This is a genomic window from Pseudomonas sp. PS01303 (assembly GCF_029959385.1).
In the GTDB taxonomy this organism is placed as follows: domain Bacteria; phylum Pseudomonadota; class Gammaproteobacteria; order Pseudomonadales; family Pseudomonadaceae; genus Aquipseudomonas; species Aquipseudomonas rustica.
Genome location: NZ_JASCPK010000142.1, coordinates 1 through 15,375, shown reverse-complemented (window position 1 = coordinate 15,375; position 15,375 = coordinate 1). Strand labels below are relative to the sequence as shown.

15 protein-coding genes are annotated in these 15,375 nt (G+C 60.8%); 7 read left to right on the top strand and 8 right to left on the bottom strand.

Translation table 11 applies throughout. The features are described 5' to 3' along the window. Nucleotides 1–109 precede the first annotated feature (109 nt). Nucleotides 110–886 carry an IclR family transcriptional regulator gene (locus QMX93_RS25530; protein ID WP_282358378.1) on the bottom strand — a complete coding sequence of 259 codons (777 nt, stop codon included), beginning with the start codon at nucleotides 884–886 and terminating at the stop codon, nucleotides 110–112. Between the two features lie 177 nt (nucleotides 887–1,063). On the opposite strand from QMX93_RS25530, the gene QMX93_RS25525 reads away from it, so the two are divergent. The 5 genes from QMX93_RS25525 (at nucleotide 1,064) to QMX93_RS25505 (ending at nucleotide 6,580) form a co-directional block, all read left to right on the top strand. After that, nucleotides 1,064–2,803 (top strand): FAD-dependent oxidoreductase, encoded by a 1,740-nt coding sequence (locus QMX93_RS25525; RefSeq protein ID WP_282358377.1) that lies wholly within the window; start codon nucleotides 1,064–1,066, stop codon nucleotides 2,801–2,803. Then, a complete protein-coding gene (locus QMX93_RS25520) occupies nucleotides 2,787–3,620 on the top strand; it encodes an aldo/keto reductase (protein ID WP_282358376.1) in 834 nt (277 codons plus the stop codon). Before QMX93_RS25525 ends, QMX93_RS25520 begins: the two co-directional genes overlap by 17 nt. A gap of 146 nt (nucleotides 3,621–3,766) precedes the next feature. After that, on the top strand, nucleotides 3,767–4,615 hold the full coding sequence (locus QMX93_RS25515; RefSeq protein ID WP_282358375.1) for a neutral zinc metallopeptidase: 849 nt from the start codon (nucleotides 3,767–3,769) through the stop codon (nucleotides 4,613–4,615). Nucleotides 4,616–4,735: 120 nt separating this feature from the next. Then, entirely contained in the window at nucleotides 4,736–5,626 is an 891-nt protein-coding gene (locus QMX93_RS25510; protein ID WP_282358374.1) for a neutral zinc metallopeptidase, read from the top strand. Next, nucleotides 5,627–6,580 (top strand): alpha/beta hydrolase family protein, encoded by a 954-nt coding sequence (locus tag QMX93_RS25505; protein ID WP_212550830.1) that lies wholly within the window; start codon nucleotides 5,627–5,629, stop codon nucleotides 6,578–6,580. 117 nt (nucleotides 6,581–6,697) lie between these two features. Here the strand turns inward: QMX93_RS25505 and QMX93_RS25500 are convergent, their stop codons facing one another. The 3 genes from QMX93_RS25500 to QMX93_RS25490 all read right to left on the bottom strand — a co-directional run bounded on the left by QMX93_RS25500 (nucleotide 6,698) and on the right by QMX93_RS25490 (nucleotide 8,832). Beyond that, nucleotides 6,698–7,291 carry an HAD family hydrolase gene (locus tag QMX93_RS25500; protein ID WP_282358373.1) on the bottom strand — a complete coding sequence of 198 codons (594 nt, stop codon included), beginning with the start codon at nucleotides 7,289–7,291 and terminating at the stop codon, nucleotides 6,698–6,700. Next, the gene (tesB, locus tag QMX93_RS25495) at nucleotides 7,288–8,157 is read right to left on the bottom strand and encodes an acyl-CoA thioesterase II (RefSeq protein WP_053124082.1); all 870 of its coding nucleotides are present in this window, start codon (nucleotides 8,155–8,157) and stop codon (nucleotides 7,288–7,290) included. The genes QMX93_RS25500 and tesB overlap by 4 nt, the downstream gene beginning before the upstream one ends. A 105-nt stretch (nucleotides 8,158–8,262) precedes the next feature. Continuing rightward, nucleotides 8,263–8,832 (bottom strand): GNAT family N-acetyltransferase, encoded by a 570-nt coding sequence (locus QMX93_RS25490; protein WP_282358372.1) that lies wholly within the window; start codon nucleotides 8,830–8,832, stop codon nucleotides 8,263–8,265. An 83-nt stretch (nucleotides 8,833–8,915) separates the two neighbouring features. Here QMX93_RS25490 and QMX93_RS25485 point away from each other — a divergent pair, with 83 nt between their 5' ends. Together QMX93_RS25485 and QMX93_RS25480 are read left to right on the top strand one after the other, a co-directional pair. Further along, on the top strand, nucleotides 8,916–9,836 hold the full coding sequence (locus tag QMX93_RS25485) for a histone deacetylase (protein ID WP_282358371.1): 921 nt from the start codon (nucleotides 8,916–8,918) through the stop codon (nucleotides 9,834–9,836). A gap of 268 nt (nucleotides 9,837–10,104) precedes the next feature. After that, entirely contained in the window at nucleotides 10,105–11,352 is a 1,248-nt protein-coding gene (locus QMX93_RS25480; protein WP_282358370.1) for a TIGR03862 family flavoprotein, read from the top strand. A gap of 86 nt (nucleotides 11,353–11,438) precedes the next feature. Here QMX93_RS25480 and QMX93_RS25475 read toward each other — a convergent pair whose 3' ends face one another. The 4 genes from QMX93_RS25475 to QMX93_RS25460 form a co-directional block, all read right to left on the bottom strand. Then, nucleotides 11,439–12,776, bottom strand: coding sequence for a DEAD/DEAH box helicase (locus QMX93_RS25475; protein WP_053124090.1), 1,338 nt, complete (start codon nucleotides 12,774–12,776; stop codon nucleotides 11,439–11,441). Between the two features lie 52 nt (nucleotides 12,777–12,828). Further along, nucleotides 12,829–13,764, bottom strand: coding sequence for a drug/metabolite exporter YedA (gene yedA, locus QMX93_RS25470; protein ID WP_282358369.1), 936 nt, complete (start codon nucleotides 13,762–13,764; stop codon nucleotides 12,829–12,831). A 282-nt stretch (nucleotides 13,765–14,046) separates the two neighbouring features. Then, nucleotides 14,047–14,652 carry a 3'-5' exonuclease gene (locus tag QMX93_RS25465; RefSeq protein WP_282358368.1) on the bottom strand — a complete coding sequence of 202 codons (606 nt, stop codon included), beginning with the start codon at nucleotides 14,650–14,652 and terminating at the stop codon, nucleotides 14,047–14,049. A gap of 22 nt (nucleotides 14,653–14,674) precedes the next feature. Continuing rightward, nucleotides 14,675–15,154, bottom strand: a complete 480-nt coding sequence (locus QMX93_RS25460) for an NYN domain-containing protein (RefSeq protein WP_282358367.1) — start codon at nucleotides 15,152–15,154, stop codon at nucleotides 14,675–14,677. Nucleotides 15,155–15,375 lie beyond the last annotated feature (221 nt).

Sequence of the window (15,375 nt, the reverse complement as noted above, 5' to 3'; positions counted from 1 at the left end):
ACACCAAAATCCGCTGTAGGAGCTGCCGAAGGCTGCGATCTTTTGATCTTAAAAAACAAAGTCAAAAGATCGCAGCCTTCGGCAGCTCCTACAGGGGATTTGTGGAGAGTTAGATAAACAATTCAGAAGCCAGGCTCGCCGCTGATAACTCGTCAGCAAACCTCAACAACAACGGCGCCAACTCATGCAACCGCGCCCCCGGCATCCGCGCACTCGGCCCGGCAATGCTGAGCACACCAATCACCCGACCATCCGCCGGATGTTTCACCACCGCCGCAATCGCCGACGTGCCGACCGCCGAGCTTTCCTCGACCCACGCATACCCTTGCTCACGGGCCAGACGCAGGCGCTCCAACAACTCAATATTAGAGCGCGGCGCATTCGGCCCGATACCCACCGGCACCTCCGCCGCCTGTCGCTCAACCAGTGACAACGCCTCGGCATCGCTCATGCACGCCAGCCACGCATGCCCCGACGCGGTGTAAAACAACGGCGCATCGCGGCCCATGTCCGGGTCATAACGCAGACCGGTACGTGCACCCTGCGCCTTGGCGATCCACGTTTGCCGTTCGCCATCGATCACACCGAGACGCACCAGTTCGCCGGTTTCCTGCGCCAGCCGATCCAGCACGGGCTGAACAATATCGGCGCCACTGCTCGACAGGTATTGAAAGCCCATCGCGACGAGTTTTGTCGACAGGTGATAGCGCAAGGTCTCGGGATTCTGCCGCACGTAACCAAGACGAATCAGCTCGGCGAGCAAGCGGTGAGTCGCGCTTTTCGGAATGTCCAATTGCTCGGCAAGCGTCTGCATCGGCAGCCCGCGCGGATCACTGGTGAGGCTTTCCAGCACGCTGAAAACCCGTTCAATCTGACTGCCGGCCATGGGGAAATCCAAATGAAATTTCGCCGATTCTAGAAGACATCTGCTGCAAAGCGAAATCTGGAACCGCATGTTCGATAACCGCCCGGTTTGTCGTATCAAGGCTTGTAGGCCGACGGCAGCAATGGTTATTTTCTGGAATCGAATTCCAAAAACAATTCTGCGCTGGAGCCTTGTTTGATGCCTGCCGAACTTCCCGCTATCGACTGCGACGTTTTGATCGTCGGCTCCGGCGCCGCCGGATTGTCGGCAGCCGTCACTGCTGCTTGGCATGGCCTGAAGGTCATCGTCGTCGAAAAGGATTCGGTATTCGGCGGCGCCACCGCATGGTCGGGTGGCTGGGCGTGGGTGCCGTGCAATCCGCTGGCCCGACGCGCCGGCATCATCGAAGACGTCGAACAACCGCGCACCTATTTGCGCCATGAACTGGGCGAGCATTTTGACCCGGCGATGATCGATGCCTTCCTCGAAGCCGGGCCAAATATGGTCGCGTTTTTCGAGCAACACACCGCACTGCAATTCGCCGACGGCAACGCGATTGCCGACATCCATGGCGACACCCCGGGCGCGGGCACCGGCGGACGCTCAGTGATTGCCGCGCCCTACAACGGGCGCAAGGTCGGACGCTTGCTCAAGCGACTTCGTACGACCATGCGCGAAACGTCCTTCATGGGCATGCCGATCATGGCGGGCGCGGATCTCTCGGCATTCCTCAATCTGACCCGCTCATTGAAAGCTGCCTGGCACGTGACGCGACGTTTCACCCGGCACCTGTTTGACCTCGCGACGCATGGCCGTGCGCTGCAACTGGTCAATGGCGTGGCACTGGTCGCGCGACTGGCGAAATCGGCCGAAGACCTTGGCGTGTTGCTGTGGGAATCGGCACCGGCGACTGAGTTGCTGCGTGACGAAAACCGCGTTTGCGGTGCAGTGATCAACAGCAGCAAAGGCCCGATCCGCATCCACGCACGCAAAGCCGTCGTACTCGCAGCAGGTGGTTTCGCCAACGACATCGAACGGCGCAAAGCCCTGTTCCCACGCACGCCCACCGGCCACGAACATTGGGCGTTGCCGCCGCTGGCCGTGAATGGCGATGGCTTGCGCCTGGGCGAAAGCGTCGGCGCGCGGGTCAACACCGACGTTGCGTCACCCGTCGCGTGGGCACCCGTCTCGCAAGTGCCTCATTGCGACGGCAGCATCGGCCATTTCCCACACATCATCGAGCGCGGCAAACCCGGCATCATCGGCGTACTGAGCAACGGCCAGCGTTTCGTCAATGAAGCGAATGGTTACTTCGACTACGTCAGCGCGATGGTCAAAACAGCACCGCCAGGTGAAGAGGTCGCCTCATGGCTGATCTGCACCCACGCCTTTCAGCGCCGCTATGGCCTCGGCATGTCACGGCCGTTTCCGGTTCCGTTGTCAGAATTTATCCGCAGTGGTTATCTGAAAACCGGTAACACCGTTGAGGAATTAGCCAACGCTTGCGGCGTCGACTCGAACGGTTTGCGCCAAACCCTCGACGACTACAACCGCCATGCCCACAACGGCGAAGACCCGCAATTCGGGCGCGGCGCAACGCCCTACAACCGCAAACAGGGCGATCCGGCGAACCTTCCCAACCCCTGCGTTGCCCCAATAGAAACCGGCCCGTTCTATGCCGTAAAAGTACAACCGGGATGCTTCGGCACTTTTGCCGGGCTCAAGGTCAACCCTCACGCGCAAGTGCTCGACGCCAACCAACAACCTATCGCCGGGCTGTATGCAGCGGGCGGCGACATGGCCAGCATCATGGGCGGCCACTATCCGGCGGGCGGAATCAACCTCGGCCCGGCGCTGACGTTCGGCTACATCGCCGCTCGCCACATCGCCGGCATCACTGCTTTCGAACAGGAGATCGACCATGCAGCACATCGTTAATGCCCAGGGTTTGAACATGCCGAAACTCGGTCTCGGCACGTGGCCGATGCTCGGCGAAGAATGCACCCAGGCCGTGGAGCAAGCGCTGGAACTCGGTTATCGACACATCGACACGGCTGCGGCCTACAACAATGAGGACGCAGTCGGACAAGCCTTGGCGAATACGCCGACACCGCGCGAGCAGATTCACGTCACCACCAAGGTCTGGTGGGATCAGCTGCAACCCGACGCCATGCGCCACTCCCTGGATCGCAGCCTCAAGGCCTTGCGCAGCGACTATGTCGACCTGTTCATGCTGCACTGGCCCACCACCGATTGGGACTTGCCGCGCACGCTCGAAACCTTGGCCTCGTTCAAGGAGCAAGGCTTGGCGCGCAATATCGGTGTGGCGAATTTTCCGCTGCCGCTGCTGCGCACAGTCGTCGAGGAATACGGCATTGATCTGTCAGCGATTCAGGTCGAGTACCACGTCTTGCTCGGACAAAACGCCCTGCTCGACTACGCTCGCCAACACGATCTGGCACTGACGGCCTACACGCCGCTGGCGCGCAACAAGGTTTCACACATTGCCGAGATCCAGCAGATTGCCGCCAAGCATGGCGTGCTGCCGACGCAGGTCGCGTTGAAATGGCTGCTCGATCAAGACAACGTCGCAGCGATTCCCAAGGCGAGCAGCAAAACCAATCAACTGGCCAATCTCGCGGCACTTGAGGTCAACCTCGACGATGAAGACCGGGCGCTGATTGCCAGCCTGTCGAAGCGCGAACGTCAGGTCAGTCCGGACTTCGCGCCGGTGTGGGACGCGTTTGATCAGTGAGTAGGAAAACAGCGTTTGCCCGGTTCGAAACGCCAGTTGCAGGATCGGTCTTACGCGCTCTTACACATCTGCCCTGCACAACCTGAGCTGTGCGGTTATTCATAGGCGAGGCGAAAACGCCCCATCAACCTATGAGAGACCGCACCATGCTATGGAACAAGGCAAGACGCAGCGACAACGTCAACGACACGCGAGAGGGCAAGGACGCCCGCACACTGACAGGGAAAAAACTCGGCGCCGGGCTGGCCGCCGCCGCGCTGACAGGCGTGGCGCTCTATTCGAGCTACAACACCGCGCCACAGACACCTGCTTCAGAGGTTTCCATCAGTCAGGAGATCGCGCCGGTCGACGACCCCCAACTCAAATTCATCGAATCGATACTCGGCGACACCGAAGACACCTGGGAACAGGTATTTGCCAGTACCGGGCAACACTACCCGGCGCCCACATTGACCCTGTTCAGCGATGGCATCGCGTCGGGCTGCGGCTTTGCCAGTGCGTCAAGCGGCCCCTTTTATTGCCCCACCAACCAAAACATCTACATGGATCCGGCGTTCTTCGAACAGATGGCCGAGCGCTTTTCGGTGGTCGGTGACTTCGCTCAGGCTTACATCCTCGCCCACGAAGTCGGCCACCACGTGCAAATTGCCCTGAGTATGTCCGCACCGTTTGAAAGCGCGTTGTCCGCCAGTCAGCCTGTGACCGGCGACTCAGGACTGGAGGTGCGCGCCGAACTGCAGGCCGATTGTCTGGCCGGGGTCTGGGCTCACCATGCGCAACAACGCCATGCGTGGCTGGAACCGGGCGACATCGACGAAGCACTGAACGCTGCCAGCGTGCTCGGCGATGATGCGCTGCAACGTGCGCGAAACCAGACAGTACGTCCCGAGACCTTCAGCCACGGCACATCACAACAGCGCAGTGCCTGGTTCAGCGCAGGATTCGATAGCGGCCGCGTCGAAGCGTGCGATACCTTCAACGCCGCGCAGTTGTAAGCTTGGCAATATCGGCATCTGCTTTAGAACCGGCGTCGATCACGATGGTCTGACGACCGGACTGGCGCCACCGTCGTGCACCAGCAACACTCATCACCACGTACAACAGAGGATTCCCACATGCTATGGAAAAAAGGCCGACGCAGTGACAACGTCGTCGACGCCCGGGGTGATGATGCAGGCGGTGGCGGTGGCGGCATGCGCTTTGGTGGCGGCAAAGGCCTGAGCCTGGGGGCGATTCTGCTGATCGTCGGGATCGGCTGGATCACCGGCCAGGATCCGTTGCAGATCCTCGGCCAGCTCGCCGGGCAATCTACCCAGCAAGCGGCGCCGACTTCGCAGACCCGTCAGGCGCCGCCGGCCAACGATGAACAGGCTGAGTTCGTCCGCTCGATCCTTGGCGACACCGAAGACACCTGGGGTTCGATTTTCCAACAGGCCGGTCGCCAATATAAGGATCCGACCCTGGTGCTGTTCAGCAACCGGGTCAATTCGGCGTGCGGTCTGGCGACCTCCGCCACCGGCCCGTTCTATTGCCCGGCCGACCAGAAGGTCTATCTGGACATGGCGTTCTTCCAGGAAATGTCGCAACGCTTCAAGGCGGCCGGCGATTTCGCTCAGGCCTACGTGATTGCGCACGAAGTCGGACACCATGTGCAGACGCTTCTCGGCGTCTCGGCGAAAATTCAGACAGCGCGCCAGCAAGGTCGGCAGATGGAAGGCGACGGCGGTTTGCTGGTGCGTCAGGAGTTGCAGGCCGATTGCCTCGCCGGTGTCTGGGCTTACAGTGCGCAGAAGCGTTTGAACTGGCTGGAACCGGGCGACATCGAAGAAGCCTTGAACGCGGCTAACGCCATCGGTGATGATCGCTTGCAACAACAGGGTGAGGGCCGTGTGGTGCCGGACTCGTTTACCCACGGCACGTCGGCGCAAAGGGTGCGCTGGTTTAAAACCGGATTCGCGCAGGGCCAGGTCGGCCAGTGCGACACCTTCGCGGCGAAAAACCTGTAAATGCATAAATGGCTTTTGGCGTTACTGATCGTTGGCAGCACCGCGCACGCCGCAGGTGTCGATGCGATCAGCCCCGGTCGCTTGCAACTCAAGGCCGGGGAAATGGCGGTGGGCATTGGCCCGGCGCCGGAAAAAATCGAGCGTGTGCTGATCGTCATTCATGGCCGTTTGCGCAACGCCGAGACCTATCGCAAAAGCGCCGAAAGCGCCGCCGAACTGGCCGGACAGACCGCACACACGCTGGTGATCGCCCCGCAGTTTCTCAATGAAAGCGATGTCGCCCTGTACTCGTTGCCCGCCACGTTGCTGCGTTGGCAAGGCAATGAATGGATGGGCGGCGGCTTATCCACAGGGCCGAATCCGTTGAGTTCCTACGCGGCGCTGGATGAAATCGTCGCGCGGATCACCGATCGCAAACAGTTTCCCGACGTGAAGCAGATCGTGATTTTCGGCCACTCCGGCGGCGGCCAAGTGGTGCAGCGCTATGCCCTGCTGGCCAAGGATCAACCGGCGCTGAAGGCCAACGGCATTCGTCTGCGTTATGTGGTGGCGAATCCGTCCTCCTACGCGTACTTCAATGAACAGCGGCCGGCGGCGTTCGATCACGCCAAGTGCCCGGGTTTCAATCGCTGGAAGTACGGGCTGGCAGACATGCCGGTTTACGCCGGTGGGCAAACGCCGCTGCAGCTTGAAAGCAGTTACGTCAAACGCGAGGTGATCTATCTGCTCGGGCAGCAGGATATTGATCCGCAGCACCCGGCACTGGACAAGAGTTGCGCGGCGGAAGCGCAGGGCGCGTTCCGTCTTGAGCGTGGGAAATCTTACTTCGGCTATTTGCTACGCCGACACCCGGAAGGGGTCAATCAGCGGCTGGTGGAAGTGCCGGGGGTTGGGCATAACGGCGATGGGATGCTGACGTCGCCGGAGGGGCAGAAAGCCCTGTTTGAGCAGTGAGTTTTGGGCTGATTGATCTGACGTCATCGCGAGCAGGCTCACTCCTACAGGGGGAACACATTCCAATTGTAGGAGTGAGCCTGCTCGCGATGAGGCCCGCTAAAGCACCCAAGATTTTCAGGCCTGAAGCATCCGCCGCAACTCAACACAATCTTTAGCATGCCAATCCGTCAACTCCGGCCACGGGTTCTCCGGCAAATTCACCAACACCGTCCGCGCCCCTGCCGCTCTTCCGCAATCCAGATCAAACCGGTAATCACCGACCATCACCATCTCGCTGGCCGGCACGTCCCACGCGTCTGCCAATTTCAGCAAACCACCCGGATGCGGCTTAGGCGGCGCTTCGTCGCGACCCAAGACATCCTCCACCGCAAAGCAGTCAGCCAGGCCAATCGCCTCCAGCGTCACATGCGCCAATTCCCGCGCGTTGCGGGTCAGAATGCCGAGGCGATAACCGCGCGCATGCAGATCACGCACCAGCTCAACCGCGCCGGTGGCCGGGGTCGAGCCCAGCGCCAGATCGCGTTCATGCTCCAACAACCAAGCATGTTTCGCCGCCGCTTCATCCGCCGGTAACGCCGCAAGATGCGTGAGGATGTCGTCCTCCGGCGGAATCGCCAGCGCCACGCGAATCGCCGCAAAATCGTGCACGGCCACGGTCAGCGTGCCGTCCATGTCGAACACCCAGTGCTTCACATCTTTCAGGCTCATGCCCAATCCTTGCGATGACGAATCAAGCCTTCCTGCGTCACCGAAGCGACCAATTGGCCGGCGCGGTTGTACACGCTGCCACGGGAGAACCCACGGGAATTACCGGCCCACGGACTGTCCATTGCGTAGAGCAACCAGTCATCGGCGCGCAGATCATTGTGGAACCACAGCGCGTGATCGAGGCTGGCGACCTGCATGTCTTTCTGCCAGACCGATTTGCCGTGGGGCAGCATCGAAGTGGTCAGCAGACCGAAGTCGGACGCGTAGGCCAGCAAGTATTTGTGCAGCGCCGGAATATCGGCCAACGCACCGTCAGCACGGAACCACACGTACTTCACCGGATCGGCCGGTTGCGGGTTGTACGGGTCTTTTTCGGTGACCGGGCGCACTTCGATCGGTTTCGGGCACAGCAGCTTTTCACGCATGTGTTCGGGGATCAGTTGCGCGCGTTGCTGGAACAATTCCAGTTCCGACGGCAGGTTTTCCGGGCCGACCACAACCGGCATCTGGCTCTGGTGTTGAAAACCTTCTTCGTCGTACTGAAACGACGCGCTGCAGGTGAAAATCGGATGGCCCTTCTGGATCGCGGTCACCCGGCGCGTACTGAAACTGCCGCCGTCACGCACGCGATCAACCGAATACACCACCGGCAACTTGGCGTCGCCCGGACGCAGGAAATAACCGTGCATCGAATGCACGTGGCGCGCTTCTTCAACCGTCTGACTGGCCGCCGACAACGACTGACCGAGCACCTGACCACCGAACAACTGACGGAAACCCAAGTCCTGGCTGCGGCCACGGAAGAGGTTTTCTTCGATCGGTTCCAGGGTCAGCAGGTCGACCAGATCTTCCAACACTTGGCTCATTCAGACTCTCCTCACACAAAGCAATGCCGCGCAGTCTTGGCTGCGACGGTCGATTCAGGTTCTGGCGCGAGCCACTATCGCGCCATTGTAAACGTCTGTGTCTGCTTATCCATGCAAGGTTTCCAGCCACTGCTCCCGCGTGATGCGGTAGAGCACGTGGCGGCGCAGCGTGTGATCGACGGCGAGCTTGGGGTGATCAAAATCATCGTCAGGGGCGTGATGCATGCCAATCGCTTGCATGACTTTCTCCGACGGCAGATTGATTTGCGCTGTGAACGAGACGATCTCTTTCAGGGCCATCCGGTCAAAGCCGCAGCGCAGAGCCGTCCACGCCGCTTCGCTGGCATAGCCCAGCCCCCAATGTTCCTTGGCCAGACGCCAGCCGATTTCCACCGCCGGAGTAAACGGCGCGTCGAAACCAACCACACCGAGTCCGGTGAAACCGATAAATTCGCCGCTGTCCTTGCGCTCCAGCGCCCACAGGCCGAAACCGTGTTCGGCAAAATGCCCGCGAATCCGCCCGATCAGCGAGGCGCTTTCGAGTCGGCTCAACGCGGCCGGAAAATAACGCATGACCTGAGGATCGGCACACATCGCCGCAAATGCCGGCAAATCTTCGTCCTGCCACTGGCGCATCAACAAGCGTGCGCTTTGCAGTTCCAGTATCGGCTCCATCGTGCCCCTCCGTTTCCATGCTGCAAGTCTACATCGCTGGTAGGATCCTTCACTCTTTCCAACATTTCCTACATGAATACGCCATGCCACTGCCGCTGATCTACCACGAAGACTACAGCCCCGAGTTTCCGGCGGATCACCGCTTTCCGATGGACAAGTTCCGTTTGCTGCGCGATCACCTGGTCGACAGCGGGCTGACCCGCGACGCCGAGCTGCTGCGCCCCGAGATCTGCCCCAACGACATCCTCGCCCTCGCCCATGACCGTGCGTATATCGAACGCTACATGAGCGGCGAGTTGTCCCGCGAAGACCAACGGCGCCTCGGCCTGCCGTGGAACGACGCCTTGGCGCGACGCACGGTGCGCGCGGTTGGCGGTTCGATTCTGGCGGCGGAAAAAGCCTTGGAACATGGTCTGGCATGTCATCTGGCTGGCGGCACGCATCACGCGCACTACGATTACCCGGCAGGGTTCTGCATCTTCAATGACCTGGCGATCATCAGCCATTACCTGCTGCAAAGTGGCCGGGTGAATCGCGTACTGATCTTCGATTGCGACGTGCATCAGGGTGACGGCACGGCACGAATTCTCCACGACACGCCGGAGGCGATTACCGTTTCCCTGCACTGCGAGAAGAATTTTCCTGCACGCAAAGCGGAAAGTGACTGGGACATACCGCTGCCGAAAGGCATGGGCGATGCCGATTATTTGAAGGTGGTCAATGACACGCTCAACTATTTGCTGCCGCTGTATCAACCGGATCTGGTGCTGTACGACGCCGGTGTCGATGTGCACAAGGACGACGCCCTCGGCTATCTACAACTGACGGATGAAGGCGTCGCCGCCCGTGATGAAAGTGTGATGCGCCATTGCCTGGGTCGCGACATTCCGGTGATGGGCGTGATTGGCGGCGGCTACAGCAAGGATCGCCACGCCCTCGCCCGCCGCCACGGCATCCTCCATCACAGCGCGCAGCGGGTCTGGCAATCACACGGTTGTCATTGAGCTGTGCTGCGTTACCCACAATCGCTGTGGAACTGCCTGTGGATAACCTGCGTGAAAGGGCCTACAGCCCATACCGCCCGGGGCCTACAGAACACTGGCTAATTTTTAACCATCACAACCTTGTAGGAGCAAAGCTTGCTCGCGAAAGCGGTCTTACATTCAATATTGTCGGTGGCTGACACACCGCTTTCGCGAGCAAGCTCAGCTCCTACAAGGGATCTGCGCTGTTAGAATGCGCGGCTTATCCCGCCATACCGCAGCGCACGCCATGACCCAGAATTCCGCCTCCTCCCCCGCTCACGTCGCCATCATCGGCGGTGGCCCTGCCGGCCTGATGGCCGCCGAAGTGCTGAGCCAGGCCGGAATCCGCGTCGATCTCTACGACGGCATGCCTTCGGTGGGCCGCAAATTCCTGCTCGCCGGCGTCGGCGGCATGAACATTACCCACTCCGAAGCCTACCCGGCGTTCCTCTCGCGCTACGCCGAACGCGCACCGCAAATCGCCCCGCTGCTGCGCGGCTTCGACGCCGACACGTTGTGCACATGGATTCATGATCTGGGTATCGAAACCTTTATCGGCAGCTCCGGCCGCGTGTTCCCCACCGACATGAAAGCCGCCCCGCTGCTGCGCGCCTGGCTCAAACGACTGCGCGACAGCGGCGTGGTTATCCACACCCGCCATCGCTGGCTCGGTTGGGATGAACACGGTGCGCTGCGCATCGACAGCCCAGAAGGCGAAATCACCGTCAAACCCGATGCCACCCTGCTCGCCCTCGGCGGCGGCAGTTGGTCGCGCCTCGGTTCCGACGGTGCATGGATGCTGGCGCTGGAGCAACGCGGTGTAGGACTTGCACCGTTGCAGCCGAGTAATTGTGGCTTCGAGGTGCAGGCCTGGAGCGAATTGATGGTCAGCAAATTCGCCGGCGCGCCGCTGAAAAATATCGCCATTGGTTTGAACGATGACATTCCGCGCTTGGGCGAATGCGTGATCACCGCGACCGGGATTGAGGGCAGTCTGATTTACGCGCTGTCGGCGCCGATTCGTGAGGCGATCAATCAATACGGCGCGGCGGTTATCCACATCGATCTGCTGCCCGGCCGGCCTGTGGATAAATTACAAGCGGCGTTGAGCAAGCCACGCGGTTCGCGCTCGATGGCCAAGCATCTGCACAGTCAGATCGGGATTGATGGGGTGAAAGCGGCGTTGCTGCGGGAGCTGACGGATGCGGCGACGTTCGCTGATCCGGCGCTGTTGGCGCAGGCGATCAAGGCGTTGCCGCTGACGCTGGTGAAAACGCGGCCGTTGGACGAAGCGATCAGCAGTGCGGGGGGCGTGACGTTTGAAGCGATGGATGAGCGTTTGATGCTCAAGGCGTTGCCGGGGGTGTTCTGCGCGGGGGAGATGCTCGATTGGGAAGCGCCGACGGGGGGCTATTTGCTTACAGGGTGTTTTGCCAGCGGGCGAGCGGCGGGGTTGGGGATACTGCAATGGCTCAAACACCCCCTACCTCTGTAGGAGCTGACGAGTGAAACGAGGCTGCGATCTTTTGATCTTCAAAAGCAAGATCAAAAGATCGCAGCGTGCCGCAGCTCCTACAGGAGTTACGGTTTACGCTTACGCGGCCCAGTGTTAAACACCGGCACCTTGCGCACAGGCTTGACCGAAGGCTCCGGCGCCTGCGTCTCGCCGCTGTCCACCCACTTGCCCAGATTACGTTTGCCGCCACCACCCGAAGCTTTCGGCTTCTTCGGTTTTTTCGGCTTCTTGATCACCTGACCGCTGGCATCGGTGTCCGGCACACGGTGTTCAGGCTCAAAATCCGGCTCGTTCTGACGCGTCAAAGTCTGGCGCGTGAGCATCTCAATCGCCGACAACATGTTCACTTCATCCGCGCACACCAGCGAGATCGCCTCACCGGTCGCACCGGCACGGCCAGTCCGGCCAATACGGTGAATATAATCCTCAGCCACGATCGGCAGATCGAAGTTGATCACCAACGGCAGGTCTTCAATATCCAGACCCCGCGCAGCTACGTCGGTCGCGACCAGAATCTGTACTTCACTAAGCTTGAAACGATCCAGCGCACGCTGGCGGGTCGCCTGCGGTTTGTCGCCGTGGATACCGTCGGCGTTCACACCGAGGCCCTGGAGTTTTTCCACCAGCGCATCGACGCCGTTGCGGGTTTTGGCGAACACCAGCACCTGCTTCCACTTGTTCTTGCGCATCAGGTGCACGAACAGTTCGGCCTTGCGCTTCTTGTCCACCGTGACGATCCACTGCTTGACGGTGTTGGCGGCGACATTGCGCGGGCTGACTTCAACGGTCAGCGGATCGTCGAGCATCTGCCCGGCGAGCAAGCGGATGTCGTCGGAGAAGGTCGCGGAGAACAGCAGCGTCTGACGCTTCTTCGGCAGCGCGCGGTAGATGTTCGACAGTTCTTCGGAGAAGCCCAGGTCGAGCATGCGATCGGCTTCGTCGAGCACCAGGGTTTGCAGTTGATTGAATTTCAGCGCCTTCTGGCGGAACAGGTCGAGCAGACGGCCCGGCGTCGCCACCAGCAGGTCAACACCGCCGCGCAGCTTCATCATTTGCGGGTTGATGCTGACGCCGCCGTACACCGCGTAGGTGCGCAGCGGCAGGTTTTCGGCGTACTGGCGCACGGCTTCGTGCACCTGCTCGGCCAGTTCGCGGGTCGGCACCAGAATCAGTGCGCGCACTGAATTGGCGGCGACTTTCGGCCCTTCCATGGCCAGCAACTGCAGCAGTGGCAAGGCGAAACCGGCGGTTTTGCCGGTGCCGGTCTGGGCCGCTGCCATCAGGTCACGACCGGCCAGCACGGCCGGAATGGCTTGCGCCTGAACCGGCGTCGGGGTCTGGTAGCCGAGCTTCTCGAGGGAGCGCAGCAAGGGTTCGATCAGGCCAAGGGTGGCGAAAGTCATGGAAGTACCGTAGGAAAAAATAACGCAGGCATGCAATGCCGCGCAGTTTACCCTAATTCGTACGCGTTTCTGTGGGAACGGCTGTCGGCGCCACGACTGGCGGCTGCACCGGACGACGCCACTGCGGCAGACCAATCAACACCACGGCGCTGATGATCACCAGCATCGCCAACGCTTCTTCGATGCCGATGGTCTCGCCGACAAACACGATCCCGAGCAACACCGCCACCGCCGGGTTGACGTAGGCATAACTGGTCGCCGCCGCCGGACGCACGTGCTTGAGCAGGTACATATAAGAATTGAAGGCGATGATCGAGCCGAAGAAGATCAAGTACGCCAGCGCCAGCCAGCCTTCCATCGGCGGCACGGCTTGCAGGCGTTCACCGGTCATCGCGCTACCGATCAGCAGCACCACGCCGCCGACCAACATCTCCACCGCACTGGCCATCGCGCCCTGCGGCAACGGCAAATGTCTGCTCCACACCGAACCGAACGCCCAGGTCGCCGCCGCAAAAATCAGCAGCGCCGCCCCCAGTGGACTCGATTGCAGGTTGGAGCCCATGTTGAGCATGGCGATGCCGATAATCCCTAACGCGACCCCGGCCCATTCCAGACGCGTATTGCGTGCGCCCCAGAAATAACCAAACAGCAAAGTGAACAACGGCACCGTCGCCACCGCCAATGCCGCCACGCCCGAAGCCACACCGGTGTGTTCGGCCACACTCACCGCGCCGTTACCAAAACTGAGCAGCAAAATCCCGATGATCCCCGCCGCTTTCCACTGCGCCCAGGTCGGCGCCGGCGCCCCGCGCCAACGCAGGAAGGCGTACATCAAAGTACCGGCGATCACAAAGCGCACACCACCGAGCATCAGCGGTGGCCAGTATTCAACGCCGATGCGGATCACCAGATAGGTCGATCCCCAAATCACGTACAGCGCAAAAAAAGCGGCGATCAGCGGTAGGGAAAAACGGCGCAGGGCGGGCATGAGCAGCTCGACAGTCAGAGTCTTGGGATTGGATATTCTAGAAAGGCTGGCGGGCAAAAATAAGTTACAAAACCCGTTAATCGCGCCGGTACACTTTTGAGAAATCAGCACTGAACCAATGTGGGAATCAGCCCTGCCGGCGATGGCGGTGAGTCAGTTGATCGTTCCCACGCTCCGCGTGGTAACGCAGCCCGGGACGCTCCGCGTCCCATCCAAAGCCGAACGCGGAGCGACCGTTGAGGCATTCCCACGCAGAGCGTGGGAACGATCAGGTGGTCGGGATTAGCGGTAGCGCTGCAGGTGTTCGCTGACTTTCGCGGCGGGGACTTTTTGTAGTTTGCACAGTAGGTCGTGCGATAGCTCGCGCACGCCGTGCTTGCCACGCAATTCTTCAGCCAGATGCGCCATCAGGTTCGCCGCCATCTCGGCATCGGCCATGGCCCGGTGAGCCTGGCCGGTGTGCGGCAGGCGCGCGAAGGTGGTGAGCGTGCCGAGCTTGTGATTCGGCGCTGCCGGCATCAAGCGACGGGCCAAGAGCAACGAGCAGGCAAAATTCTGCAACCGCGTGCGCTTGATTCGCCCCAGTTCGAAGTCCCAGAACTTCTGGTCAAACGAGGCGTTGTGCGCCACCAGCGGCGTGCAGCCGACAAACTCGTTGACCTCGTTCATCACCTGTTCGGCCGACGGCGCGGTGCGCAGCATGGCGTTGCTGATGCCGGTCAGTTGTTCGATGAACGCCGGGACGCGCACGCCGGCGTTCATCAGGCTCTGGTAACGCTCGACGATGCGGCCGTTTTCCAGCATGACCACGGCGATTTCCGTGGCGCGACAGCTGCTGTTCGGCGAGAGGCCAGTGGTTTCAAAGTCGATGACTGCAATGCGTTCCAAACCGGGTTCAACTCCGTTCAAATCAATTCTTGAGCAACAGTGCGCCTTCGATCGGCATGTAACGGCTGGCGGCGCGGATCAACGAATTGGCGGTCAGGCCGGGCACGCCATAGGCGACCGCTTGCACGCCGTGTTTGCTGATGATGCGTTCGAGCAGCATGTCGAAATCACCGTCACCCGAGGCCAGGACGATTTCGTCGACATGGTCGGCGGCGTCCATGATGTCGAGGGTGATGCCCACGTCCCAGTCGCCTTTGGCCGAGCCGTCGCTACGCTGGATGTAAGGCTTGAGCTTCACGGTGAAGCCGAGGTTGCGCAGGATCTGCTGGAACTGCTGCTGTTTGCTGTCGCCACGGTCGATCGCGTAGGCGTAGGCCTCGACGATCTGCCCGTCCTTGCTGATATCGGCCCACAGCGCGGCATAGTTGAAATGGCAACCATAGGCCTGACGCACGGTGTAGTAGAGGTTCTGCACGTCGGCGAACACTGCGATTTTTTTCACCGGAGTTCCTGTGGGCGCGCGAGCGCACGAAGCGGGATCAGGCGCGGGGCCCGAAAAAGGCGCTCAGTATGCCAGCCAAGAGGAAGGTTCAGCGAATAATCACCGGCAGGCGCCGAGGTGCTACTGACGAGTGGTGAATGTGGTGAGGGGATTTATCCCCGACGGGCTGCGGAGCGGCCCCAGTTTTTTGGGACTGCTCCGCAGCCCATCGGGGATAAATC

Excerpts from the sequence above, each read along its gene's own strand:
- QMX93_RS25530 (WP_282358378.1), bottom strand. The coding sequence starts at position 886 with ATGGCCGGCAGTCAGATTGAACGGGTTTTCAGCGTGCTGGAAAGCCTC.
- QMX93_RS25525 (WP_282358377.1), top strand. The coding sequence starts at position 1,064 with ATGCCTGCCGAACTTCCCGCTATCGACTGCGACGTTTTGATCGTCGGC.
- QMX93_RS25520 (WP_282358376.1), top strand. The coding sequence starts at position 2,787 with ATGCAGCACATCGTTAATGCCCAGGGTTTGAACATGCCGAAACTCGGT.
- QMX93_RS25515 (WP_282358375.1), top strand. The coding sequence starts at position 3,767 with ATGCTATGGAACAAGGCAAGACGCAGCGACAACGTCAACGACACGCGA.
- QMX93_RS25510 (WP_282358374.1), top strand. The coding sequence starts at position 4,736 with ATGCTATGGAAAAAAGGCCGACGCAGTGACAACGTCGTCGACGCCCGG.
- QMX93_RS25505 (WP_212550830.1), top strand. The coding sequence starts at position 5,627 with ATGCATAAATGGCTTTTGGCGTTACTGATCGTTGGCAGCACCGCGCAC.
- QMX93_RS25500 (WP_282358373.1), bottom strand. The coding sequence starts at position 7,291 with ATGAGCCTGAAAGATGTGAAGCACTGGGTGTTCGACATGGACGGCACG.
- tesB (WP_053124082.1), bottom strand. The coding sequence starts at position 8,157 with ATGAGCCAAGTGTTGGAAGATCTGGTCGACCTGCTGACCCTGGAACCG.
- QMX93_RS25490 (WP_282358372.1), bottom strand. The coding sequence starts at position 8,832 with ATGGAGCCGATACTGGAACTGCAAAGCGCACGCTTGTTGATGCGCCAG.
- QMX93_RS25485 (WP_282358371.1), top strand. The coding sequence starts at position 8,916 with ATGCCACTGCCGCTGATCTACCACGAAGACTACAGCCCCGAGTTTCCG.
- QMX93_RS25480 (WP_282358370.1), top strand. The coding sequence starts at position 10,105 with ATGACCCAGAATTCCGCCTCCTCCCCCGCTCACGTCGCCATCATCGGC.
- QMX93_RS25475 (WP_053124090.1), bottom strand. The coding sequence starts at position 12,776 with ATGACTTTCGCCACCCTTGGCCTGATCGAACCCTTGCTGCGCTCCCTC.
- yedA (WP_282358369.1), bottom strand. The coding sequence starts at position 13,764 with ATGCCCGCCCTGCGCCGTTTTTCCCTACCGCTGATCGCCGCTTTTTTT.